Below are 23,152 nucleotides of genomic sequence, written 5' to 3' on the forward strand. Positions count from 1 at the left end.
TGGGCCACGTCCTGGGCCCGAGGATGTCTCGATCATAAGCCTCCGACATCGCGAAGGCTGTCGGCATCAGTACTGAGGCAATGTGTCGGAAAAGCTCAACACATCGAAGCGAATCTGTGTGCTGGTGGGGTCGTTGGGGGGGGCGCCCAGTGAAATCACGCCGCTGCCGTGCAAGGTGCAGGTACCGCGACGCAGCGTCAGCACCTGGTCGTCGCCATCGAAGCGCACGTGGGTGCCGTTGTAGCTCAGGTCGCTCAAGTAAAGGTGTCCGCTATGCGACTCGATCCGGGCGTGCGAGCGAGACACGCGCGAGTCCCCGATGCAGAAGCTGGCCTGCGGGCTGCGGCCAATGACCACGGGCATGCTGCCCGTCGAGAACACCCGCTCGGTCGACAGCCACATCAGGCGGATGCCATCGGGCATGTCGGTTTCAGGGCTGTCGAGCGCCATGGTGGCCACGGTGTCACCAAAACGCAGGCTTTCCATGCGCAGCACGGGAACCGGGTCCTTGCGCCCGCGCAGGTAGAGCTTGTCGATGCTGCGAAAGCGCTCCTGCTGGTCGCTGGGCAGTTCGCGCAGCAACACGCCCGTGGTGAGCGTTTCGTTGTCTCCGGCCAGATCAAGCAGGCGCGCCGCCACGTTGACGGCATCGCCGAAGCAATCGCCAGCCACCTCGACCGTTTCGCCCCAGGCCAGTGCCACCTTCAGCTTGATGGCGGGAGCCTTTTCCTTCGGGCCCTCGTTGACCGGCACGATGCGCTCGAGCGAGTCGTGCAGGCTGGCGGCGGCCTCGACCGCGCGTTCTGCGTCATCGAAGGCGGCCATCAGGCCGTCGCCGAGCGTCTTGACGACGCGGCCGCCAGCGCGCGCAACGATCTGTCCGAGCATCGCCAGGCTGTGGGTGATGACGGTGGCCGCTTCGGTGTTGCCGAGCTTCAAGTACAGCGCCGTGCTGCCGCGAAGGTCGGCAAACAGGATGGCGCGTTCCCGGGTGGAGTCCATGGCGCGAGGAGGTCGCTTGGCTTGCGAAAGGTCGCTGGCTATTGGAGCAATGTGCAACGTTGCACAGATATGGTGAACATTATGCGACGCCCCAATGAAAAACCCGGCCGGAGCCGGGTTGCGTCGCGGGAAAACCTCAAGGGGTTTTACAGGTTGTCGAGGTACGTACGCAGCTTGTCGCTCCGGGTGGGGTGCTTGAGCTTGCGGATGGCCTTGGCCTCGATCTGGCGGATGCGCTCGCGGGTGACGTCGAACTGCTTGCCGACCTCTTCCAGCGTGTGGTCGGTCGACATCTCGATGCCGAAGCGCATGCGCAGCACCTTGGCTTCCCTCGGAGTGAGGCTGTCGAGGATGTCCTTGACCACGTCGCGCAGGCCGGCCTGCATGGCGGCTTCGATCGGCGCGGTGTTGTTGGTGTCCTCGATGAAGTCGCCCAGGTGGCTGTCGTCGTCGTCCCCGATGGGCGTTTCCATCGAGATCGGCTCCTTGGCGATCTTCATGATCTTGCGGATCTTGTCCTCGGGCATCTCCATCTTGGCGGCCAGCGTCGGGGCATCGGGCTCGAAGCCGAATTCCTGCAGGTGCTGACGCGAGATGCGGTTCATCTTGTTGATCGTCTCGATCATGTGAACCGGGATGCGGATGGTGCGGGCCTGGTCCGCGATCGAGCGGGTGATGGCCTGACGGATCCACCACGTGGCGTAGGTCGAGAACTTGTAGCCGCGGCGGTATTCGAACTTGTCCACCGCCTTCATCAGGCCGATGTTGCCTTCCTGGATCAGGTCGAGGAACTGCAGGCCGCGGTTGGTGTACTTCTTGGCAATCGAGATCACCAGACGCAGGTTGGCCTCGATCATTTCCTTCTTGGCGTCGCGCGAGGCCTTTTCGCCCTCATTCATGCGCTTGTTGATCGACTTCAGATCGTCGATCGGCACGACGGCCTTGGCCTGCAGGTCGATCAGCTTCTGCTGCAGCTCCTGGATGGCAGGCAGCTGGCGGCTCATCACGGCGCTGTAGTTCTTGCCGGCCTGCGACTCCTTCACTGCCCAGTCGAGGTTCAGCACGTTGGGCGGGAACACCTTGATGAAGTGCTCCTGCGGCATGCCGCACTTGTCGACCACGATCTTGCGCAGTTCACGCTCGTAACGGCGGATGTCGTCAACCTGCGCGCGCAGCACGTCGCACAGGCGTTCGATGATCTTCACCGTGAAGCGGATGGTCATCAGCTCCTGGCTGATGGCTTCCTGGGCCTTGTTGTACGGGGCCGACTTGTAGCCGTCCTTCTCGAAGGACTTGGCCATCTTCTCGAAGTTGGCGCGCAGGGAGTCGAACTTGGCCAGGGCCTGGTTCTTCATCTCCTCCAGCTTCTTGCTCAGGGCCTTCGAGCCGCCGTTGCCGTCGTCGTCGTCTTCTTCGTCGAATTCGTCGAAGTCTTCTTCGGCCACGTAGTCGTCCGCCTCATCGGCAGCGACGAAGCCATCGACCACCTCGGAGATGGTCATTTCACCGGCGCGGATCTTGTCGGCCAGGCCGAGGATCTCGGCGATGGTGGTGGGCGAGGCCGAGATGGCCAGCATCATGGCCTGCAGGCCACCTTCGATGCGCTTGGCGATCTCGATTTCGCCTTCGCGGGTCAGCAGCTCGACGGTGCCCATTTCGCGCATGTACATGCGCACCGGGTCGGTCGTGCGGCCGAATTCGGAGTCCACCGTGGACAGGGCTGCCTCGGCCGCTTCTTCCGCTTCTTCTTCGGTGGCCTGCGTCTGGGCGCTGCCGGAAATCAGCAGGGTGGCGGCATCGGGCGCCTGCTCGTAGACCGCCACGCCCATGTCGTTCAACATGGAGATGATGGCCTCGAGGATTTCGGCTTCGACCAGCTTCTCTGGCAAGTGGTCGTTGATTTCCTGGTGCGTCAGGAAACCACGGGTCTTGCCCATCTTGATGAGGGTCTTGAGCTCCTGGCGGCGCTTGGCGACTTCCTCTTCGGACAGGGCGGTTTCGTCGATGCCGAATTCGCGCATCAGCGCACGTTCCTTGGCACGCGACACCTTCATGCGCAGCGGCTTGGCCTTGGGCTTGTCTTCACCCACTTCCTCTGCTGCGCTTTCCGAGGCTTCGGCTTCCACCGCGTCGAGTTCGCCTTCGATCTCGGCTTCGAGGTCACCCACGTCGTCCTCATCGAAGGACTTCTTGGCGTCCTTCTTGGCAGGGGTCGTGGTGGTGGCTGCCGCCTTCGGCTTGCGGCCACGCTTTTTCGGTTCAGCGGTCTCGACCGTGTCGGCGTCGGCGGCCTTCACTGCTTTCGCCTTCTTGACCTTCGGTTCGACCTGGGTGTCTTCGGCGGTGTCGGCAGGGTTGGCGGCTGGTTTCGCGGCTTTTTTCGCGGTCATGCGCTTCCTCGGAATAGAGAATCTTGGGGATCGTCGAACCCTCCATTATCGCGCAAGCGAAGAGGGTCGTCAAAAATGTTGCGGTGCGGCGTGAGCGCCGGATCCCGCGGCGTCCCATCAGGCTGAAATGGGGCGGTGCTGGCTGATTTCAAGTTTCATCGCCAGGGTGCGGCGCACGAGTTCCAGCTTGCGGGCCTCGGCGGCCTCCGACAGTTCGCCGGACTGGGTCAGCAAATCGAGTTCCTCCCTGAGGGCCACCAGTTCCAGCGGCTTGATCAGGTTCAGCAGGTTGTCCACGGTGTCCTTGTTGTCCGGCACGTCCACGAATTGCATGACGCGCCTGGCCAGCACGGCGAGGTCGGATGGCGACGTGTCGGCCTCCACGGCTGGCGCGCCGTCCTCACCACCGCGCATCAGGGCCAGCAGGGCGTCGGCCGGCTGCAGCCCCTGGTCGATCAGCAGGCGGTCGAGCCAGCGGAAGAAGGCGCCGTAGGGGGCGGGCTGGTCGCACAGCAGGTCGTGCGTGGCGCCGGGCAGTTGCTCCCAGAACTCGCTGTGGGACACCAACGCCCAGACGATCCGGTCCAGCGGCGTGGCGGCCTGGGGCAGGGGGCGGCGCTCGACGGGGCTGCCCTGGCGCTGCCAGCGGCTGCCGCCCCCGTCTCGCCAGGGCTTTTTCCAGGGACGCCCACCGCCTTGACGGTGCCCACCCGATGCCCAGCCCCCCTGTGAGGCGCCGCCGCCGGTCTGCGAGGGCTCGCCCCAGTCGGGCTCCCCCATGTCGCCCGACCAACCCCCGCCGGTGTCCGGGTCGAAGGCAGGCACGTTGGCATCCCAGGCGCCTTCGGCCGCGTCTCCGCCTGGGCTGCGGGGGGCGCGCGGCGCGTCGCCGCGCTGACGTTGCGCCTTGTCGGCCGTGCGCGACTGGTGCTCGGCGAGCCGACGGCGCACCTCTTCAGGGGCTGTGCGGGCCATCTGGGCCAGGTCGTCGGCCACGAGCCCCTGCAGCGCGCCTTCCGGGAACTGCGCAATCAACGGGATGGCCTGAACCAGCAGACGGGCGCGGCCCTCGGCGCTGTCCAGATCACAGTCGATGGCGGCGTGCTCTAGCACCTGCCGCGACAAGGGCACGGCCTGCTTCACGCAGGCTTCGAAGGCCTCCGGGCCATGCTCGCGGATGTAGCTGTCCGGGTCGTGCTCGGCCGGCAGGAAAAGAAAGCTGATGCGACGGGTGTCGGTGGCGTAGGGCAGGGCGGCTTCGAGCGCGCGGCCGGCAGCTCGGCGACCAGCGGCGTCACCGTCGAAGCTGAACACGACGTGGTCGGTGAAGCGGAAGAGCTTCTGCGCGTGCTCGGCCGTGCAGGCGGTGCCCAGCGTGGCCACCGCGTTGCCAAAGCCCCACTGCGCCAGCGCGACCACGTCCATGTAGCCTTCGGTGACGATGGCGTAGCCCTTGTTGCGCAGGGCGGCGCGCGCCTCGAACAGACCGTAGAGCTCCCGGCCCTTGACGAAGACCGGGGTCTCGGGCGAATTGAGGTACTTGGGCTCGCCTTTGTCGAGTACCCGACCGCCGAAGCCGATCACCTGCCCCTGCGGGTTGCGGATCGGGAACATGATCCGGTCGCGGAAGCGGTCGTAGCGCTTGCCTTCGGTTTCGCCCGGCTGGGGCTCGGGCGTGATGACCAGACCGGACTCCACCAGCAGCGGGTCGTCGTATTTCGGGAAGGCGCTCGCCAGTCCCTGCCAGCGTTCCGGTGCGTAGCCCAGCGCAAAGCGCGCCGCAATCTCACCGGTCAGACCGCGTCCCTTGAGGTATTGCACCGCGCGGGGTGACTTTTTCAGTTCCTGCTTCCAATGCTGGGCGGCGCGGGCCAGCACGTCGGTCAGTGTGGCCTGCTTTTCGCGGGCCTGGCGCTGCCGTTCGCGCTCCTCGGGGCGCACGTTCTCTTCCGGAACCGGCATGCCCTGCATCTGGGCCAGGTCCTTGACGGCGTCGACAAAGCCGAGGCCGCCATATTCCATCAGGAAGCCCAGCGCATTGCCGTGCACGCCGCACCCGAAGCAGTGGTAGGTCTGGCGGGTCGGGCTGACGATGAAGCTGGGCGTCTTTTCGCCGTGGAAGGGGCAGAGCCCCTTGAAATTGATGCCCGCCTTCTTCAGCGTGACGTAGCGACCCACGACGTCGGCGACGTCGGTGCGGGCCAGCAGGTCCTGGATGAATGACGGTGGGATCACGGGCAGCAGAGGCGCGGCAGAAAAGCAAAGGCCCCGACGCACCTAGCGACGGGGCCGAACAAGGGGCGCAGCCAGGGCGGCTGCCGCCCAGTTTAGCGGCTCAGGGCCTCGACCGCGCGGGTGGTGATGTCATCCACCGAGCCCACACCGCTGATCTTGCGGTACTGGGGCGCGACGGTGTCGCCAGTGGCGGCCCACTGGCCGTAGTAGTCGACCAGCGGACGGGTCTGCTGGTGGTACACGTCCAGGCGCTTGCGCACGGTTTCTTCCTGGTCGTCGTCGCGCTGGATCAGGTCTTCACCGGTCACGTCGTCCTTGCCAGCCACCTTGGGCGGGTTGAAGGTGACGTGGTAGGTGCGGCCCGAAGCCACGTGCACGCGGCGGCCGCTCATGCGCTCGATGATCGACGAGTCGGGCACGTCGATTTCCAGCACGAAGTCGATCTTCACGCCGGCTGCCTTCATGGCTTCGGCCTGGGGGATCGTGCGGGGGAAACCGTCGAACAGGAAGCCGTTGGCGCAGTCGGGCTGGGCAATGCGCTCTTTCACGAGACCGATGATGATGTCATCGCTGACCAGGCCGCCGGCGTCCATCACCTTCTTGGCGGCGAGACCGAGTTCCGTGCCGGCCTTGACGGCCGCGCGCAGCATGTCACCCGTCGAAATCTGGGGAATGCTGTACTTCTGGCACAAAAACGCGGCCTGGGTTCCCTTACCGGCGCCGGGCGCGCCCAACAGAATCAGTCTCATGTATCTCCTCGGTATCCGTTGGAGCTGTTGGTCGTATCCCGAACAGCTGACAAGTCAGCGAGGATACCATGTGCAACCTCGCACAAAAGGCGGTTTGCCCTGCGCCAAAACGACACAGTGCCCAGCGGGCACAGGCCTGTCCGGTCAGCTCAGCAGGGCGCGCACGCGGGCCAGGTCTTCCGGGGTGTCGACCCCCGGGCCGGGCGCATCCGGCGTGATGTGCACGGCGATGCGCTCGCCATGCCACAGCACGCGCAGCTGCTCGAGTGACTCGACCTGCTCCAGCGGGCTGACCGGCAGGCCGGGATAGCGCCGCAGAAAGCCCGCGCGGTAGCCGTAGATGCCGATGTGGCGCAGCGGTGTGCCGGGGCCGTCTGCCGGGGTGGCCGGTGCGGGCCCATCGCGCCACCATGGAATCGGCGCACGGGAAAAGTACAGCGCGCGCCCCGCGGCATCAAGCACCACTTTCACGACGTTGGGGTTGCCGAACTGCGCGGCATCCGTGATGGGGTGGGCAGCGGTGCTCATGACGCACTCGCTGCGCGCGGTGAGTTCGGCAGCGCACGCATTGATCAAGGTCGGCGCAATCAACGGCTCGTCGCCCTGCACGTTGACCACCATGTCGTCGCCATCCAGTCCGAGCTGCTCGCAGGCTTCGGCCAGTCGGTCGCTGCCGGTGGGGTGGTCGGCACGGGTCAGGACCGCGGCCACGCCATGGGCCTCGCACGCGGCCACGATGCGCGGGTGATCTGCGGCCACCACCACACGGGCAGCCTGACTGAGTGAGGCTTGCCTCGCCACGCGGACCACCATGGGCAGGCCGGCAATGTCGGCCAGCGGCTTGTCAGGCAGGCGCGTGGAAGCCATCCGAGCCGGAATCAGCACGGTGAACGCCATGGCTCAGGCCCCCTCGGCGGCATTGGAGGCGGGCGTCGGCTGGGTGGGGGGCAGGGGCTGCAACTGGTCGTCCACCGTCACTGCCTCGTTCTCGAGCATCACCGGGATGCCATCGCGAATGGGGAAGCCCAGGCGGTCTGCGGCGCAGACCAGGTGGGTGCCCGGCGCCGGGCGTTGCAGGGGGCCTTTGCAGACCGGGCAGACCAGCAGATCGATGAGTCGGGTGTCCATGGCAGTCTCAATGTGGATGCAGGGTGGCAGGCAGGCGGGCCAGCGCGGCATCGAGTGCCTGCCAGAAACCGGGTTCGGGTTCGAAGTCTAGACCCGCCACCCACACCTGCGTATGGGGTCGCTCGCGGGCAACACGTGCCGGGTCGAGCTTGACCGCGTCTTTCTCGGTCACGATCAAGTGGGGTGTGGAGGCCGGCCAGGGCAGCGTGCCGAATGAAGCGTGGTCGGGCAGCGGAATGGGCGTCACGGCAAAGCCCAGCGCGCGCAGCGCATCGAAGAAGCGGTCGGGCTGGGCAATGCCGGCCAGTGCGGCGACGGGACCGCACTGTGACGGAGGGAGCCGCTCGCCGTCGACGCCGGCCCACCAGTGGGCAAGGGCAAGCGGTGCGCAAAGCGTGCGGCGTGCCAGGTACCCGGGCAGCGGTGTGCTGGCTCGGGCCGCGTTGTAGAGCACCACGGGGGGCGCCACCAGCGCCGAGGCGGGCTCAACGTGCCAGGGTTCGCGCAAGGGGCCAGCCGGCATCAGCCAGCCGTTGCCGGCGCCGCGCTCGTCGAACACCACCACCTCGATGTCGCGGTGCAACTTCAAGTGCTGCAGGCCGTCGTCGCACACCAGGATGTCGATCTCCGGGTGAGCCTTCAGCAGGGCCTCGCCGGCGGCCGCGCGGTTGGGGCCGATCATCAGCGGCACGCTGGTGCGTCGCCAGATGAGCAGCGGCTCGTCACCCGTGAGCGAGGCGTCGAGTGTGGGCGCGGTGGCCGCGTCCAGGCAGACGAGCCCGCCTGGGGTTTGCGCGGCCTTGTAGCCGCGCGTCAGGACGCCCGGATGCCAGCCCGCTCGCTGGAGGTGATGCAGCAGGGCGATGGTGGTGGGGGTCTTGCCTGCGCCGCCGACAATGCGGTTGCCGATCACCAGAACAGGCACCGGCAGACGCCTCGCATGCATCCAGCCGCACCGATAGGCCAGGCGCCGTGCGATCACGAGCCCGAGCAGCAGCGCCGACACGGGCCACAGCAGCCGGGCGGCCAGGCCACGGCGGGCCCAGGTGCGATGAAAGAAGTCGGCCGACAAATCGGAGTCAGGGCGCGCCGCGGCCGTCCGAGGTGGACTGCGTGGCAAAGGTCAGTTGCGAGAGTCCGACGCGGCGGGCGGCATCCATGACGTTGATGACGCTCTGGTGGCTGGCCGAGGCATCGGCGTTGACGACGATGATCGTGTCTTTCGCCGTGCCGGCTGCGCCGGAGAGGGCCGCCGCCAGCACGTCCGTGCCGCGGCCTTCCACCATGCGCTGGTTCACCACGTAGCGGCCGTCGGCGGTCACCATCACCACCAGCTCCTTCGGGCGAGCCTGGGTGGACTGCGCGTTCGCCACCGGCAGATTGATCTTCAGCTCGGTGATGCGGGAATAGGTGGTCGTCAGCATCAGGAAGATGAGGACGACAAGCAGCACGTCGATGAAGGGGATCAGGTTGATCTCCGGCTCATCCTGCGGGCGGTGCTTGCGAAACTGCATGGCGCGGGCGTCCTGTCTCAGCGGCGGCCACCGGCGCCCAGGCGCAGCAGGTGCGGCACCATGGTCTCGGCTGCCTGCTCGAGCGACAGTGTGTAGGCGTCCACCCGGGCGCGGAAGTGCCGGTAGAACATCAGGGCCGGGATGGCCACGATGAGCCCGAAGGCCGTGTTGTAGAGCGCGACCGAGATGCCGTGCGCCAGCTCGGCGGGGTTGCCGCCGGGCGTGCCGGCCGTGGCACCCGAGGCACCGAAGATCTCGATCATGCCAATCACCGTGCCAAGCAGGCCCAGCAGCGGGGCGGCCGATGCGATCGTGCCGAGCGCATTGAGGTTGCGTTCAAGCTGATGGACCGCGTCGCGTCCGGCCGTCTCGAATGCCCGGCGCAGCGCCGGCTCGGCAATGCGGGGCTCGGCGGCCACGGCACGCAGGCCTTGCGCGAGCAACTTGCCCATCACCGAGTTCTCGGCCAGCTTGTTGATGGTGTCGGCGGGAGGCAGATTGCCCCGCGTGACGGTCATCACTTCGTCGAGCAACTTGCCCGGTGCGACGCGGTCGGCGCGCAGGCTCAGGAAGCGCTCGATGATCAGCGCGAGGGCCACGATGGAGCACAGCACCAGCGGGATGATGGGCCAGCCAGCGGCTTGTAAGATGGACAGCAACAGGTTCTCCCCGGAAGTCGGGCGGGCCGTTCCTCGGGCCCGCTCAGGACAGCTCTGGATTATGGCGTCGATTTGGGCGTGCCCTGCCGACGGCGGGCGCCATCCACGCTGGGGTTTGCCACGAAGGCGACCGTACAGTCATCCACCGTTTCTGTGGATAACTTTGTGGGCAACCCTGTGATTTCGAACGGCGGCCCCCGAAAATACGGCATGTTTCTTAGATTGCCTGTTTTTTGAGCGCTTCGAAACCTTTTCAAATCAATGACTTATGACGCTTTGCAATGATCTGCTCGCCACTTCGTGTGCCAGTGCCTTGATCCGGCACGCCTGTGGACTTGTTGACCCTGCGCGCCAGGGGGCGGGCGTTTTGCGGGTCAGGAAGGGGTGATCTGATGCAGGGTGGATTGGAGCGCGGGGAGCGCCCCTTGGCGCGCGTGTGGGGAGTCGGGGCGCTGGTGCAGGCCATTGGCGACACCCTGGCTGCGCGGTTCTCCCCCTGCGTCGTGCGCGGCGAAATCAGCGGGTTCACCCGGGCTGCCAGCGGGCATGGCTATTTCACGCTGAAGGACGAGCACGGCGGCGCCAGCCTGCGTTGCGCGATGTTCCGGCGCGCGCTTTCGCAGGTCGAGTTCGCGCCGGGCGAGGGCATGCTGGTGGAGGCGCGCGGAACGCTGGCCGTCTATGAAGCCCGCGGCGAGCTGCAACTCATCGTCGAGGCCTTGCGCCCAGCCGGCGAGGGCGCGCTGTACGAGCAGTTCCTGCGGCTGAAGGCGCGGCTCGAGGCCGAGGGGGTGTTTGACCCGACACGCAAGCGACCCCTGCCGGCCTTTCCAGTGCGCATCGGCGTGGTGACGTCACTGGCGGCGGCAGCCCTGCACGACGTGCTGACGGCGCTGCAACGGCGCGCACCCCATGTCGAGGTGGTGCTGGCCCCGGCCAGCGTGCAGGGGGCAGAGGCGCCCCCCCAACTGGTGGATGCGCTGGCCTCGCTGGCGGCGCTTCACCGCCAGGGCACGAAGCTGGATGCTGTGGTGCTGTGCCGCGGCGGAGGCTCGCTCGAAGACCTCTGGGCCTTCAACGACGAGCGCGTCGTGCGCGCCGTTGCCGCTTGCCCGGTGCCGGTCGTCTGCGGGGTGGGGCACGAGACCGATGTGACCTTGTGCGACTTTGCTGCCGACCTGCGTGCGCCCACACCGACGGCCGCGGCCGAACTGGTGGCGCGAGACCGTGCTGCGGCCCTCGCAGCGCTCGAAGGGCTGGCCGCCTTGCTGCATCACCGGGTTCGTCGTCGTCTGGACGGTCACGCCCAGCGCCTGGACCGGGCCGCCGCCCGACTCGCGCGACCCGGGGTGGCATTGCACGAGGCACATCGCGGGCTGGCCCTGCTGTCGCACAGGCTGGCGGCGGCGGGTGAACGCCGCACGCAGCGGGCCCGCCAGACGCTGCCCACCCTGGCGCATCGGCTTGCGCGGGCCATGGCCCGAGGCACCGAGCGCGCCGAACACACGCTGTCCGCTGCGGAGGGGCGGCTGGAGGCACTCAACCCCCGGCGCGTGCTCGAGCGCGGCTTTGCCTGGCTCAGTGACGATGCCGGTCATCCGCTGGCCAGCGTGGCCGAGGTGGCCGTCGGCGCAACAGTCCGCGGTGTGCTGGCCGACGGGGTGTTGCAGTTGCACGTCAATGGGGTCGAGGCGGCCCCCTCCGAGGCCGGCACCCACAAGTCCCGCCCCGCGCTCGGGGAATGACCTCACGCGGCAGAACCCCTTGTCGCGTGCCTACAATCGCCCACATCTGTCCAACCCCCAACTGGAACAACACCATGGCCCACACGCTTCCCCCTCTGCCGTTCGCTCCTGACGCCCTCGCGCCGCACCTGTCGAAGGAGACGTTCGAATACCACTACGGCAAGCACCACCAGGCCTACGTCACCAACCTGAACAACCTCATCCCCGGCACCGAGTTCGAATCGATGTCGCTGGAAGAGATCGTCAAGAAGTCCAGCGGTGGCGTCTACAACAACGCAGCCCAGATCTGGAACCACACCTTCTTCTGGAACTGCATGAAGCCGAACGGCGGCGGCGCCCCCAGCGGCAAGCTGGCCGATGCCATCAACGCCAAGTTCGGCAGCCTGGACGCCTTCAAGGAAGCCTTCACCAAGTCGGCCGTGGGCAACTTCGGTTCGGGCTGGACGTGGCTGGTCAAGAAGGCCGACGGTTCGGTCGACATCGTGAACATGGGTGCCGCCGGCACGCCGCTGACCACGGGCGACACCCCGCTGCTGACCGTGGACGTGTGGGAACACGCCTATTACATCGACTACCGCAATGCCCGTCCGAAGTTTGTCGAGGTCTTCCTCAACAACCTCGTGAACTGGGAATTCGCCGAGAAGAATTTCGGCTGAGCGATTTTTGCGGATCGTGCGCGCTGCGCGCAGGGAAAGCCGGGCAATGCCCGGCTTTTTTCTTGTGCGGCCCGTGAAACGCTTGGCTCCAATGCGATGTCAGTCCGTGTTTTCCGCAGGAGGGCGTGCGAAGCCCCGGGCACGGTGGTACAGTCGCGTTGGTTTATTTACGGCCCTTCCCGTCGCCCTTGCTGGCGAGGCCTGATACCCACAGGGTGTCGGCATTCAGCAAGGCGGGTCGCAATCCGCCAACCGGTCAAGCCGTGTCGCGGAAGGTTTTTCAACCAGCCAATGTCCCAGGAAACCTGGGAGTGAGGTGAGCGAAAATGATGCAGCAGTTCAGGTCGAACTCGTACCTGTTCGGGGGCAATGCCCCGTACGTAGAAGAGTTGTACGAGGCGTACCTCGACAACCCCGGCTCCGTGCCGGACAACTGGCGGTCGTACTTCGACGCGCTCCAGAACGTCCCCGCAACCGATGGCTCCGATGGCCGCGACGTGGCGCATGCCCCGGTCGTCGAGTCGTTTGCGCAGCGCGCCAAGGCCAACGCCTTCATGGTCAAGACCAGCTCGGCTGATCTCGCCGTGTCGCGCAAGCAGGTGCACGTTCAGTCGCTGATTGCTGCCTATCGCTTCCTCGGTTCCCGCTGGGCGGATCTCGATCCCCTCAAGCGCACGGAACGTCCCAAGATCCCCGAACTCGAGCCGTCGTTCTACGACTTCACCGAGTCGGACATGGACATCACGTTCTCGGCCACGAACACGTACTTCACCAAGGCCGAGCACATGACCCTGCGCGAGATCGTGCAGGCGCTGCGTGAAACGTACTGCGGCAGCATTGGTGCCGAGTACATGCACATCACCGACCCGACCGAGAAGCGCTGGTGGCAGGAGCGGCTGGAAAGCACCCGCTCGAAGCCGGTGTTCACGGCCGAGAAGAAAAAGCACATCCTCGACCGCCTGACCGCAGCCGAAGGCCTCGAGCGCTTCCTGCACACCAAGTACGTGGGTCAGAAGCGCTTCTCCCTCGAAGGCGGTGAGAGCTTCATCGCTGCCATGGACGAAGTGATCCAGCGTGCCGGCGAGAAGGGCGTGCAGGAAATCGTGATCGGCATGGCCCACCGTGGTCGTCTGAACGTGCTCGTCAACACGCTGGGCAAGATGCCGCGTGACCTGTTCGCCGAGTTCGAGCACACCGCCCCCGAAGCGCTGCCCGCCGGCGACGTGAAGTACCACCAGGGCTTCAGCTCCGACGTGTCCACCCCGGGCGGCCCCGTCCACCTGTCGCTGGCGTTCAACCCGTCGCACCTGGAAATCGTGAATCCGGTGGTCGAAGGTTCCGTGCGTGCGCGCATGGACCGTCGTGGTGACACGCTGGGTGACACCGTGCTGCCGGTGCTGGTGCACGGCGATGCGGCCTTTGCAGGCCAGGGCGTCAACCAGGAAACCCTGGCGCTGGCTCAGACCCGCGGCTACACGACCGGTGGCACCGTCCACATCATCATCAACAACCAGATCGGCTTCACCACCTCCGATCCGCGCGACCTGCGTTCCACGCTGTACTGCACGGACATCGTGAAGGGCGTCGAGTCGCCGGTGCTGCACGTCAATGGCGATGATCCGGAAGCCGTGGTCTTCGCCACGCAACTGGCGCTCGAGTACCGCCTGGCGTTCCGCAAGGACGTCGTGGTCGACATCGTGTGCTTCCGCAAGCTGGGCCACAACGAGCAGGACACGCCGAGCCTGACCCAGCCGCTGATGTACAAGAAGATCGCGGCCCACCCCGGCACGCGCAAGCTGTACGCAGACAAGCTGGCCGCACAAGGCATGGGCGAGACGCTGGGCGACGACCTGGCGAAGGCCTACCGCGCTGCCATGGACGAAGGCCGTCACACCGTGGACCCGGTGCTGACCAACTTCCAGCGCAAGTACGCGGTGGACTGGACGCCGTTCCTGGGCAAGAAGTGGACCGACGGTGGCGACACCGCCATCCCGCTCGCCGAGTGGAAGCGTCTGGCCGAGCGCATCACGACGCTGCCCGAATCGATCACCCCGCACCAACTGGTCAAGAAGGTCTACGCGGACCGCGCGGCCATGGGCCGTGGCGAGGTCAACGTCGACTGGGGCATGGGCGAGCACATGGCGTTTGCCTCGCTGGTGGCTTCCGGCTACCCGGTGCGCCTGTCGGGCGAGGACTGCGGCCGCGGCACCTTCACCCACCGCCACGCCGTGATCCACGACCAGAGCCGTGAGCGCTGGGACGAAGGCACCTATGTGCCGCTGCAGAACGTGGCCGAGAACCAGGCGCCGTTCGTCGTCATCGACTCCATCCTGTCGGAAGAGGCCGTGCTGGCCTTCGAATATGGCTATGCCGGTTCGGACCCCAACAGCCTGGTCGTGTGGGAAGCGCAGTTCGGCGACTTCGCCAACGGCGCTCAGGTCGTGATCGACCAGTTCATCGCCTCGGGCGAAGTGAAGTGGGGCCGCGCCAACGGCCTGGTCATGATGCTGCCGCACGGCTACGAAGGCCAGGGCCCCGAGCACAGCTCGGCTCGCCTGGAGCGCTTCATGCAGCTGGCCGCCGAGAACAACATGCAGATCGTGCAGCCGACCACGGCCAGCCAGATCTTCCATGTGCTGCGTCGACAGATCGTGCGCATGTTCCGCAAGCCGATGGTGATCTTCACGCCGAAGTCGCTGCTGCGTAACAAGGACGCCACCTCGCCGCTGACCGAGTTCACCAAGGGTGAGTTCCGCACGGTGATCGGTGAACTGAACGCCGACATCGAAGCCAGCAAGGTCAAGCGCGTGATCGCCTGCTCGGGCAAGGTCTATTACGACCTGGTCAAGAAGCGCGAAGAGAAGAAGGCCAGCGACGTCGCGATCATCCGCGTCGAGCAGCTCTATCCCTTCCCGCACAAGGCTTTCGCCGCCGAGATCAAGAAGTATTCCAACGCCACCGAACTGGTGTGGTGTCAGGACGAGCCGCAAAACCAGGGTGCGTGGTTCTTCGTTCAGCACTACATCCACGAGAACATGACCGAAGGCCAGAAGCTGGGTTACGCCGGCCGGCCGGCATCGGCCTCGCCGGCAGTGGGTTATGCCCACCTGCACCAGGACCAGCAGAAAGCGCTGTTGGACCAGGCGTTCGCCAAGCTCAAGGGCTTCGTTCTCACCAAGTAAGGTTTGTTCGACCGCGGTGCGATGCCGCCCGCCCGGTGCCTGTTGCCGGGCCGGGTTTCCGCACGCGGTCGCTGTAGGAGATACACATCATGGCAATCGTTGAAGTCAAGGTTCCCCAACTGTCCGAGTCCGTGGCCGAGGCCACGCTGCTGCAATGGAAGAAGAAGCCCGGCGAAGCCGTCGCGGCCGATGAAATCCTGATCGAGATCGAGACCGACAAGGTGGTGCTCGAAGTGCCGGCCCCGGCTGCTGGCGTGATGGCCCAGATCGTGAAGAATGACGGCGAGACCGTGGGTTCGGACGAGGTCATTGCCCGCATCGACACCGAAGGCAACACGGCCGTGAGCCCGCTGCCCGTCAAGGCCGTGGAGACCACGCCGGCCCCGGCTGCTGCCGCTGCGCCGGCCGCCGCCGCATCGGGTGGCAGCAAGGCCGACGTGGCCATGCCCGCCGCCGCCAAGCTGCTGGCCGACAACGGCCTGACCACCGCCCAGGTGGCCGGCACCGGCAAGGATGGCCGCGTGACCAAGGGTGATGTCCTGGGCGCCGTGGCCGCTGGCGCCAAGCCCGCTGCCGCAGCCGCTCCCGCTCCCGCCGCTGCCATCCCGACCGGCGTGCCGACCAAGTCGCTGCCCGCCGTGCAGGCACCGGCTGGCGGCGCCAACCTGGCCGACCGCCCCGAGCAGCGCGTGCCGATGAGCCGCCTGCGTGCCCGCGTCGCCGAGCGTCTGCTGCAATCGCAGGCCACCAACGCCATCCTGACCACGTTCAACGAAGTGAACATGGCCCCGGTGATGGAAATGCGCAAGAAGTTCCAGGAGAAGTTCGAGAAGGAACACGGCGTCAAGTTGGGCTTCATGAGCTTCTTCGTCAAGGCGGCCGTGCATGCGCTGAAGAAGTACCCGGTGCTGAACGCCTCGGTCGACGGCAACGACATCGTCTACCACGGCTATTTCGACATCGGTGTGGCCGTCGGCTCGCCGCGTGGTCTGGTGGTGCCGGTGGTGCGCAACGCCGACCAGATGACCTTTGCCGAAATCGAGAAGAAGATCGCCGAGTTCGGCGTGAAGGCCCGTGACGGCAAGCTGGGCATCGAAGAGATGACCGGCGGCACGTTCTCGATCTCGAACGGCGGCGTCTTCGGCTCGATGCTGTCGACCCCGATCATCAACCCGCCGCAGTCGGCCATCCTGGGCGTGCACGCCACCAAGGACCGCGCCGTGGTGGAGAACGGCCAGATCGTGATCCGTCCGATCAACTACCTGGCCATGTCGTACGACCACCGCATCATTGACGGCCGCGAAGCCGTGCTGGGTCTGGTGGCCATGAAGGAAGCGCTGGAAGATCCGGCCCGCCTGCTGTTCGACATCTGATCTGAACTGACAACCGTTTTTTTGCGGCCGGGCGGGCCTCACGAGGGCCTGCCTGGCGACTGCAAATCCGACAACGACCGGACCCCAGGAGACACTTCATGTCCCAACAATTCGACGTCATCGTGATCGGTGGCGGCCCCGGTGGCTACATCGCCGCCATCCGTGCTGCACAGCTTGGCTTCAAGGTTGCAGCGATCGACGAGTGGAAGAACAGCAAGGGCGGCCCCGCACCGGGCGGCACCTGCACCAACGTCGGCTGCATCCCGTCGAAGGCGCTGCTCCAATCTTCGGAGCACTTCGAACACGCTTCGCTGCACTTCGCCGACCACGGCATCTCGGTCAAGGGACTCGAGATGGATGTCGCGAAGATGATTGCCCGCAAGGACACCGTCGTCAAACAGAACAACGACGGCATCCTGTACCTGTTCAAGAAGAACAAGGTCACGTTCTTCCACGGTCGTGGTTCGTTCGTGAAGGCCGCTGATGGCCAGTACGAGATCGCGGTGGCGGGTGACAAGCCCGAAACGCTGCAAGGCAAGCACATCATCGTGGCCACCGGCTCGAACGCCCGTGCGCTGCCGGGTGCGGCCTTCGACGAGAAGCTGATCCTGTCGAACGACGGCGCGCTGCAGGTCAACGACGTGCCCAAGAAGCTCGGCGTGATCGGTGCCGGTGTGATCGGCCTGGAGATGGGCTCGGTCTGGCGCCGCCTGGGTGCCGAGGTCACCATCCTGGAAGGCCTGCCGACTTTCCTGGGCGCCGCCGACGAGGCCGTCGCCAAGGAAGCGCACAAGCTGTTCACGAAGCAGGGCCTGAAGATCGAGATGGGCGTCAAGATCGGCGACATCAAGACGGCCAAGAAGGGCGTGACCGTGGCGTACACCAACGCCAAGGGCGAAGCGCAAGAGCTGGCCGTGGACAAGCTGATCGTCTCGATCGGCCGCGTGCCCAACACCATCGGCCTGAACACCGAGGCGGTGGGCCTGCAACTCGACGAACGTGGCGCCATCGTGGTGGACGCCGACTGCAAGACCAACCTGCCCAATGTGTGGGCGGTGGGTGACGTGGTCCGCGGCCCGATGCTGGCCCACAAGGCTGAAGAAGAAGGTGTGGCCGTGGCCGAGCGCATTGCCGGTCAGCACGGTCACGTCGACTTCGACACGATTCCCTGGGTGATCTACACCAGCCCGGAGATTGCCTGGGTCGGCAAGACCGAACAGGCACTGAAAGCGGAGGGCCGTGCCTACAAGGCCGGTTCCTTCCCCTTCCTGGCCAACGGGCGCGCACGTGCCCTGGGTGACACCAACGGTTTCGTGAAGTTCCTGGCCGATGCGACGACCGACGAGATCCTCGGCGTGCACATCATCGGCCCGTACGCTTCCGAGCTGATCTCGGAAGCCGTGGTCGCCATGAACTTCAAGGCCAGCGCCGAAGACATCGCGCGCATCTGCCACGCTCACCCGAGCCTGAGCGAAGCCACCAAGGAAGCCGCCCTGGCGGTGGACAAGCGCACGCTGAACTTCTGATTCAGTCGTGCGTCACGCTGTCAAACGCCTGCCCAGGGCGTGAGACAGTGTTGTCCGGATCCTGAGTGCATCGGGGTGGCGCGAGCCACCCCTTTTTCTTGGGGCCGCGCCACGTGCCGATCGAAGTCGGCTACGCTGCGCGCTTTCGTCGAAGAACCTTCTGCCGTCTGCGTCATGCCCGCACCCGCCATCTCCGTCACCCAGCTCTATCAGCAAAGCCTGGCCGAACGCGGCTACAAGGCCGACGAGGCCCAGCTCAAGGGCATTGCAGCCCTGCAGCGCTGCCAGGACGAGTGGTCGCACTACAAGGCCAAGCGCGGCAATGCGCTGACCAAGATGCTCCGCTACCCGGATCTGCCCAAGGGCGTGTACATGTACGGCGGGGTGGGGCGCGGCAAGAGCTTCATCATGGACTGCTTCTTCAACGCCGTCCCGCTGGAGCGCAAGACGCGTCTGCACTTTCACGAGTTCATGCGCGAGGTGCACCGTCAGTTGCATGAGCTGAAAGGCGTGCAGGACCCGCTGGACGTGCTGGCCAAGCGCATGTCTCGCAAGCACCGGCTGATCTGCTTCGACGAGTTCCACGTGGCCGACGTGACGGACGCGATGATCCTGCACCGGCTGCTGGACGCGATGTTCCGCAACCGCATGAGCATCGTCACCACGTCGAACTTCCATCCGGACGGGCTGTATCCGAACGGGCTGCACCGAGACCGCATCCTCCCCGCCATCGCGCTGCTCAAGCAGCAGCTGGAAGTGATCAATGTGGACAGTGGCACCGATTACCGCCGCCGCACGCTGGAGCTGGCGCGGTTGTACCTGACACCACTGAACGACCAGACCGATGCCGAGATGGGGCAGATCTTCTCGCAGCTGGCCGAGACAGCCGACGACAGCCCGGAGCTGCACATCGAGCACCGGGTGCTGAAGGCCCGTCGCCGTGCCGGTGGCGTGGTGTGGTTCGACTTCCAGACGCTGTGCGGCGGCCCGCGCTCACAGAATGACTACCTTGAGCTGGCGTCGCAGTTCCACACGCTGATGCTCAGCAACGTGCCGCAGATGCCGGTGCGGATGGCCTCGGAGGCCCGGCGCTTCACCTGGCTGGTGGACGTGCTGTACGACCGCAAGTGCAAGCTGGTGATCTCGGCGGAGGTGCCGCCGGAGCAGCTCTACACCGAAGGGCCGATGTCGCACGAGTTCCCTCGCACGGTCTCGCGTCTGAACGAGATGCAATCGAAGGAGTACCTGAGCGAGGAGCGCCGGGTGGTCGACACCTCGATCACCTGATTCAGCTGCGGGCCTCGACGCGGACCAGGGCCATCGACAGGTTGTCGCCGCCGCCTCGTGCGCGGTGGCGTGCCTTGCTGACCAGCATTTCGGCCGCTTCGCGCGGCGGCAGGGTGTGCACGATGGCGCCTAGCTCCTTGGGCGTGAAGTAGTGCCACAGACCGTCTGAGCAGGCCAGCAGGCTGTCGCCGATCTGCAGACCGCGCAGCCGGTGGGCGGCCAGAGGCGGATCCTGCTGGGTGCCGAGGCAGCCCGTGAGCAGGTTGGACTGCGGGTGCACGTTGGCTTCCTCTTCCGTGATCTGCCCTTCGTTGACCAGGCGCTGGACGAAGGAGTGATCGAGCGTGCGGTAGAGCATCTCGGGGCCACGGAAGTGGTACACCCGTGAATCACCGGCGTGCAGGATGTCGGCGGTCAGGTCGGGGTTCACGATGAAGCTCGCCAGCGTGCTGTGCGGCTCTTCCTCGAAAGCGATGGCCGTCAGCTTGATCATCAGGTGCGCTTCATTGAGCAGCTGGGCCAGGATGGTGGTCGCCTCTTCTGTGCCGGGCACATAGCGGTCGAACACCTGGCGGGCCGTCATGAGCACCTGGTCGGCGGCCTTGCGTCCGCCACTCTTGCCACCCATGCCATCGGCCACCACGGCCATCAGGCAGCCCGCGGTACGGGGGTGGGGCAGGATGGCCACCTGATCTTGTTGGTATGGCCGGTCTCCGCGGTGGATGCCCGTGGCCGCCACCAGGCGGAAACTGGTTGGTGCAATCATGGGGAAAACTATAATCGTGAAACGCTTTGATTCGGGCTGAGGCGATGCCCCGAATCTTCCCTTGTTGATGCGCCTGTCGTGCATGCCCTTGCGGCATCCCCCGATGCAAGAAAACCTGCATTCCCCTCATCGCCAGCTCATTGAACTGCGCATCGAACACGCCGATCTCGACAACATGATCGACCGGATGGCGGAGCAGTCGCCTCTGGATGAGCTCTCGCTGCGGCGGCTGAAGAAGCGCCGCCTGTTGCTGCGCGATCGGATCGAGCGGCTGGAAGCCTTGCTCGACCCGAAAGAGCCTGCCTGATCAGGCTTCGAGGGCGGTCAACAGCTCGGTTTCGACCTGCAGCTGGGCCTTGTCCCCGCGCAGCACATCGCCTGTCACGAGGAAGGTGTCTTCCACGCGCTCGCCCAGGGTGCTGACCTTGGCCAGTTGCACGTTGATCTGATGGCGGGCCAGCGTGCGGGCGATCACGTAGAGCAGGCCGGAGCGGTCGCTGGCGGAGACGGTCAGCAGCCAGCGCTGGGCGCGTTCATCGGGCCGCAGGCTCACACGGGGCTGCACCGGGAAAGACTTCACCCGACGCGACAGCCGAGCTCGTGAGGGGTCATGCAGCGGCGCGTCGGATGCGACGCCTTCAGCCAGCTGGTTCTCGACAAGGGCGATCAGGTCGCGGTAGTGCACGCCTTCGAATTGCGCGGAACCCGCCGTGAGGATCTGGAACGTGTCGATGGCGTAGCCGGTCTTCGAGGTGTGGATGCGCGCATCCTGAATGCTGAATCCGGCTCGGTCGAAGTAGCCGCAGATGCGGGCGAAGAGGTCAGGGCGGTCGGGCGCATACACCAGCACCTGAAGGCCTTCGCCCACCGGCGAGAGCCGTGCGGCCACGACGGGTTTGAGCGTTTCGACGTGGCGCCACAGCATGCGGGTGTGCCAGGCGATGTCGGCCGAGTCATGGCGGGCGAAGTAGCTGGTGTCCAGCGTGGCCCAGAGCTTCTGCTCGATGCCGGCGGGCATGAAGTACAGCGCCAGGGTGTGCCGCGCCTGCTGCTTGCGCGCCTCGATCTCGGCATCCAGGTGGGGCCGTGCGCCGCCCAGTGCACGCAGGGTGAGCTTGTAGAGGTCTTCGAGCAGCTTGCCCTTCCAGGCGTTCCAGACCTTGGGGCTGGTGCCGCGGATGTCGGCGACGGTCAGCAGGTAGAGGCCGGTGAGGAAACGCTCGCTGCCCATGCGCCGCGCGAAGGCCTGGATGACGTCCGGGTCGGACAGGTCTTCCTTCTGCGCCACGCGCGACATGGTGAGGTGTTCGGCCACGAGGAACTCGACCAGCCGGGCGTCTTCGCCGGTGATGCCGTGGTCCTTGCAAAAGCGGCGCACTTCCACCGCACCCAGCTCGGAGTGGTCGCCACCGCGGCCCTTGGCCACGTCGTGGAAGAGGGCGGCCACGTAGAGCAGGTAAGGCTTGTCCCACTCGGACGCCAGTTGCGTGCAGTAGGGGTACTCGTGCGCGTGCTCCGGAATGAAGAAGCGGCGCATGTTGCGCACGACCATCAGGATGTGCTGATCGACCGTGTAGACGTGGAACAGGTCGTGCTGCATCTGGCCGACGATGCGGCGGAACACCCACAGGTAGCGGCCCAGCACCGAGGTCTGGTTCAGCAGGCGCAGCAGGTGGGTCTGGCCGTGGTCGGCCTTCAGCAACTGCATGAAGGCGGCGTGGTTGGCCGGGTCGCGCCGGAAGGACGCGTCCATGACGTTGCGGGCGTTGTAGAGCGCGCGCAGGGTGCGGGCCGACAGGCCCTTCAGGGTCTTGTCCTGCTGCAGGGCCAGGAAGGTGCCGAAGATGGCGTGGCGGTCGTGCTCGTAGAGATCGTCGCGGGCCACTTCCAGGAAACCGCCGCGGTCGAAGAAGCGCTCGTCGATGCGGCGCATGGGCGCATCGTGTGAGCCCCGCACGCGTTCCTCGATGTTGAGGATGAGGATCTGGTTGAGCTGGGTGACCGCTTTGGCCGCCCAGTAATAACGTCGCATCAGCGCTTCGCTGGCGCGCAGGGCCTTGGTGCTTTCGTAGCCGAAGCTGGTGGCCACGGCGGTCTGCAGGTCGAACACCAGCCGGTCTTCGCGGCGCCCGGCGATCTGGTGCAGCCGCGTGCGGATCAGCTTGAGCAGGCCTTCGTTGCGTTGCAGCTGGCGCGCTTCGAACGCAGTGAGCAGGCCGTTGCGGGCCAGTTCCGCCCAGTTGCGCCCCAGGCGGGCGGCGCGCGCCAGCCACAGCACCACCTGCAGATCACGCAGGCCGCCCGGGCTTTCCTTGCAGTTGGGCTCGAGTGCGTACGGCGTGTCCTCGTACTTGGTGTGGCGCTGGCGCATCTCGAGCAGCTTGGCTGTGAGGAAGGCCGGCACGTCCATGTGCTCGTGGGTGCTGGCTTCCAGTTCCTCGAAGCGGGCGCGGGTGCCGCAGATGAAGCGGGCCTCCAGCAAGGCAGTTTGCACGGTGACGTCGCGGCGGGCTTCTTCGACGCATTCGTCAACGGTGCGCACGCTGGAGCCGATCTCCAGCCCGATGTCCCAGCAAGCGCTGATGAACGCCTCGACCTTGGGTGCGCAGAGGTCTTCTCCGGAGGCCGAGGGCACCACCGGCAGCAGCACCAGCACGTCGATGTCGGAGTAGGGAAAGAGTTCGCCGCGGCCATAGCCCCCGACTGCCACGAGCGCACCGCCCTTGGGCATGTCGACGTCCTCCCACAACCGGGTCAGGGTGCGGTCGACCAGCCGGGCAAGGTGCAGCAGCAGCGTGCTGGCCGAGGCAGACGTGGCCCGGGCGTCCTGAAAACGCGTCAGCAGGTCGGTCTTGGCAGCGCGGAAGTCGTTCCGCAGGGCGGCGATGTCCAGGGTCATGTGGGAGAACGGTACAGCAGGCCTGGCCCTGGCGGGGCGCA

Annotated in this window: 18 protein-coding genes; 7 read left to right on the plus strand and 11 right to left on the minus strand. The window is 66.0% G+C overall.

Features of this window, described 5'->3' with window-relative positions; translation table 11 throughout:
- Positions 1 to 66 precede the first annotated feature (66 nt).
- The 9 genes from DEH84_RS08880 to DEH84_RS08920 form a co-directional block, all read right to left on the minus strand.
- On the minus strand, positions 67 to 1,002 hold the full coding sequence (locus DEH84_RS08880) for an adenylate/guanylate cyclase domain-containing protein (protein ID WP_109036532.1): 936 nt from the start codon (positions 1,000 to 1,002) through the stop codon (positions 67 to 69).
- 146 nt (positions 1,003 to 1,148) lie between these two features.
- Positions 1,149 to 3,392, minus strand: a complete 2,244-nt coding sequence (rpoD, locus tag DEH84_RS08885; protein ID WP_109036533.1) for an RNA polymerase sigma factor RpoD — start codon at positions 3,390 to 3,392, stop codon at positions 1,149 to 1,151.
- A gap of 117 nt (positions 3,393 to 3,509) precedes the next feature.
- Positions 3,510 to 5,627, minus strand: coding sequence for a DNA primase (gene dnaG / locus DEH84_RS08890; protein ID WP_109036534.1), 2,118 nt, complete (start codon positions 5,625 to 5,627; stop codon positions 3,510 to 3,512).
- 92 nt (positions 5,628 to 5,719) lie between these two features.
- On the minus strand, positions 5,720 to 6,376 hold the full coding sequence (gene adk, locus DEH84_RS08895) for an adenylate kinase (RefSeq protein WP_109036535.1): 657 nt from the start codon (positions 6,374 to 6,376) through the stop codon (positions 5,720 to 5,722).
- Positions 6,377 to 6,520: 144 nt separating this feature from the next.
- A complete protein-coding gene (gene kdsB, locus DEH84_RS08900) occupies positions 6,521 to 7,273 on the minus strand; it encodes a 3-deoxy-manno-octulosonate cytidylyltransferase (RefSeq protein WP_109036536.1) in 753 nt (250 codons plus the stop codon).
- Between the two features lie 3 nt (positions 7,274 to 7,276).
- Positions 7,277 to 7,504 (minus strand): Trm112 family protein, encoded by a 228-nt coding sequence (locus DEH84_RS08905; protein ID WP_109036537.1) that lies wholly within the window; start codon positions 7,502 to 7,504, stop codon positions 7,277 to 7,279.
- 7 nt (positions 7,505 to 7,511) lie between these two features.
- Positions 7,512 to 8,576 (minus strand): tetraacyldisaccharide 4'-kinase, encoded by a 1,065-nt coding sequence (gene lpxK, locus DEH84_RS08910; RefSeq protein WP_109036538.1) that lies wholly within the window; start codon positions 8,574 to 8,576, stop codon positions 7,512 to 7,514.
- Positions 8,577 to 8,583: 7 nt separating this feature from the next.
- Positions 8,584 to 9,018, minus strand: coding sequence for an ExbD/TolR family protein (locus DEH84_RS08915; RefSeq protein WP_109036539.1), 435 nt, complete (start codon positions 9,016 to 9,018; stop codon positions 8,584 to 8,586).
- A gap of 17 nt (positions 9,019 to 9,035) precedes the next feature.
- Entirely contained in the window at positions 9,036 to 9,677 is a 642-nt protein-coding gene (locus tag DEH84_RS08920) for a MotA/TolQ/ExbB proton channel family protein (protein ID WP_109036540.1), read from the minus strand.
- A 392-nt stretch (positions 9,678 to 10,069) separates the two neighbouring features.
- Here DEH84_RS08920 and xseA point away from each other — a divergent pair, with 392 nt between their 5' ends.
- From xseA to zapE, 6 genes are all read left to right on the plus strand, one after another.
- The gene (gene xseA, locus DEH84_RS08925; RefSeq protein WP_109036541.1) at positions 10,070 to 11,422 is read left to right on the plus strand and encodes an exodeoxyribonuclease VII large subunit; all 1,353 of its coding nucleotides are present in this window, start codon (positions 10,070 to 10,072) and stop codon (positions 11,420 to 11,422) included.
- Positions 11,423 to 11,496: 74 nt separating this feature from the next.
- Positions 11,497 to 12,078 carry a superoxide dismutase gene (locus tag DEH84_RS08930; RefSeq protein ID WP_109036542.1) on the plus strand — a complete coding sequence of 194 codons (582 nt, stop codon included), beginning with the start codon at positions 11,497 to 11,499 and terminating at the stop codon, positions 12,076 to 12,078.
- 326 nt (positions 12,079 to 12,404) lie between these two features.
- Complete coding sequence (locus DEH84_RS08935) at positions 12,405 to 15,260, plus strand: 2-oxoglutarate dehydrogenase E1 component (RefSeq protein WP_109036543.1); 2,856 nt, start codon at positions 12,405 to 12,407, stop codon at positions 15,258 to 15,260.
- 89 nt (positions 15,261 to 15,349) lie between these two features.
- Positions 15,350 to 16,633 (plus strand): 2-oxoglutarate dehydrogenase complex dihydrolipoyllysine-residue succinyltransferase, encoded by a 1,284-nt coding sequence (gene odhB / locus DEH84_RS08940; protein ID WP_109036544.1) that lies wholly within the window; start codon positions 15,350 to 15,352, stop codon positions 16,631 to 16,633.
- 98 nt (positions 16,634 to 16,731) lie between these two features.
- Positions 16,732 to 18,159 (plus strand): dihydrolipoyl dehydrogenase, encoded by a 1,428-nt coding sequence (gene lpdA, locus DEH84_RS08945; protein ID WP_109036545.1) that lies wholly within the window; start codon positions 16,732 to 16,734, stop codon positions 18,157 to 18,159.
- Positions 18,160 to 18,333: 174 nt separating this feature from the next.
- Positions 18,334 to 19,446, plus strand: a complete 1,113-nt coding sequence (gene zapE / locus DEH84_RS08950; RefSeq protein ID WP_179950580.1) for a cell division protein ZapE — start codon at positions 18,334 to 18,336, stop codon at positions 19,444 to 19,446.
- 1 nt (position 19,447) lies between these two features.
- On the opposite strand, the gene DEH84_RS08955 is transcribed toward zapE, so the two are convergent.
- Entirely contained in the window at positions 19,448 to 20,212 is a 765-nt protein-coding gene (locus tag DEH84_RS08955; protein WP_109036546.1) for a PP2C family protein-serine/threonine phosphatase, read from the minus strand.
- A gap of 103 nt (positions 20,213 to 20,315) precedes the next feature.
- On the opposite strand from DEH84_RS08955, the gene DEH84_RS08960 reads away from it, so the two are divergent.
- Entirely contained in the window at positions 20,316 to 20,519 is a 204-nt protein-coding gene (locus tag DEH84_RS08960; protein ID WP_109036547.1) for a DUF465 domain-containing protein, read from the plus strand.
- On the opposite strand, the gene DEH84_RS08965 is transcribed toward DEH84_RS08960, so the two are convergent.
- Entirely contained in the window at positions 20,520 to 23,111 is a 2,592-nt protein-coding gene (locus tag DEH84_RS08965; protein ID WP_109036548.1) for a [protein-PII] uridylyltransferase, read from the minus strand.
- Positions 23,112 to 23,152 lie beyond the last annotated feature (41 nt).

It is taken from the genome of Aquabacterium olei (assembly GCF_003100395.1).
In the GTDB taxonomy this organism is placed as follows: Bacteria; Pseudomonadota; Gammaproteobacteria; order Burkholderiales; family Burkholderiaceae_C; genus Aquabacterium; species Aquabacterium olei.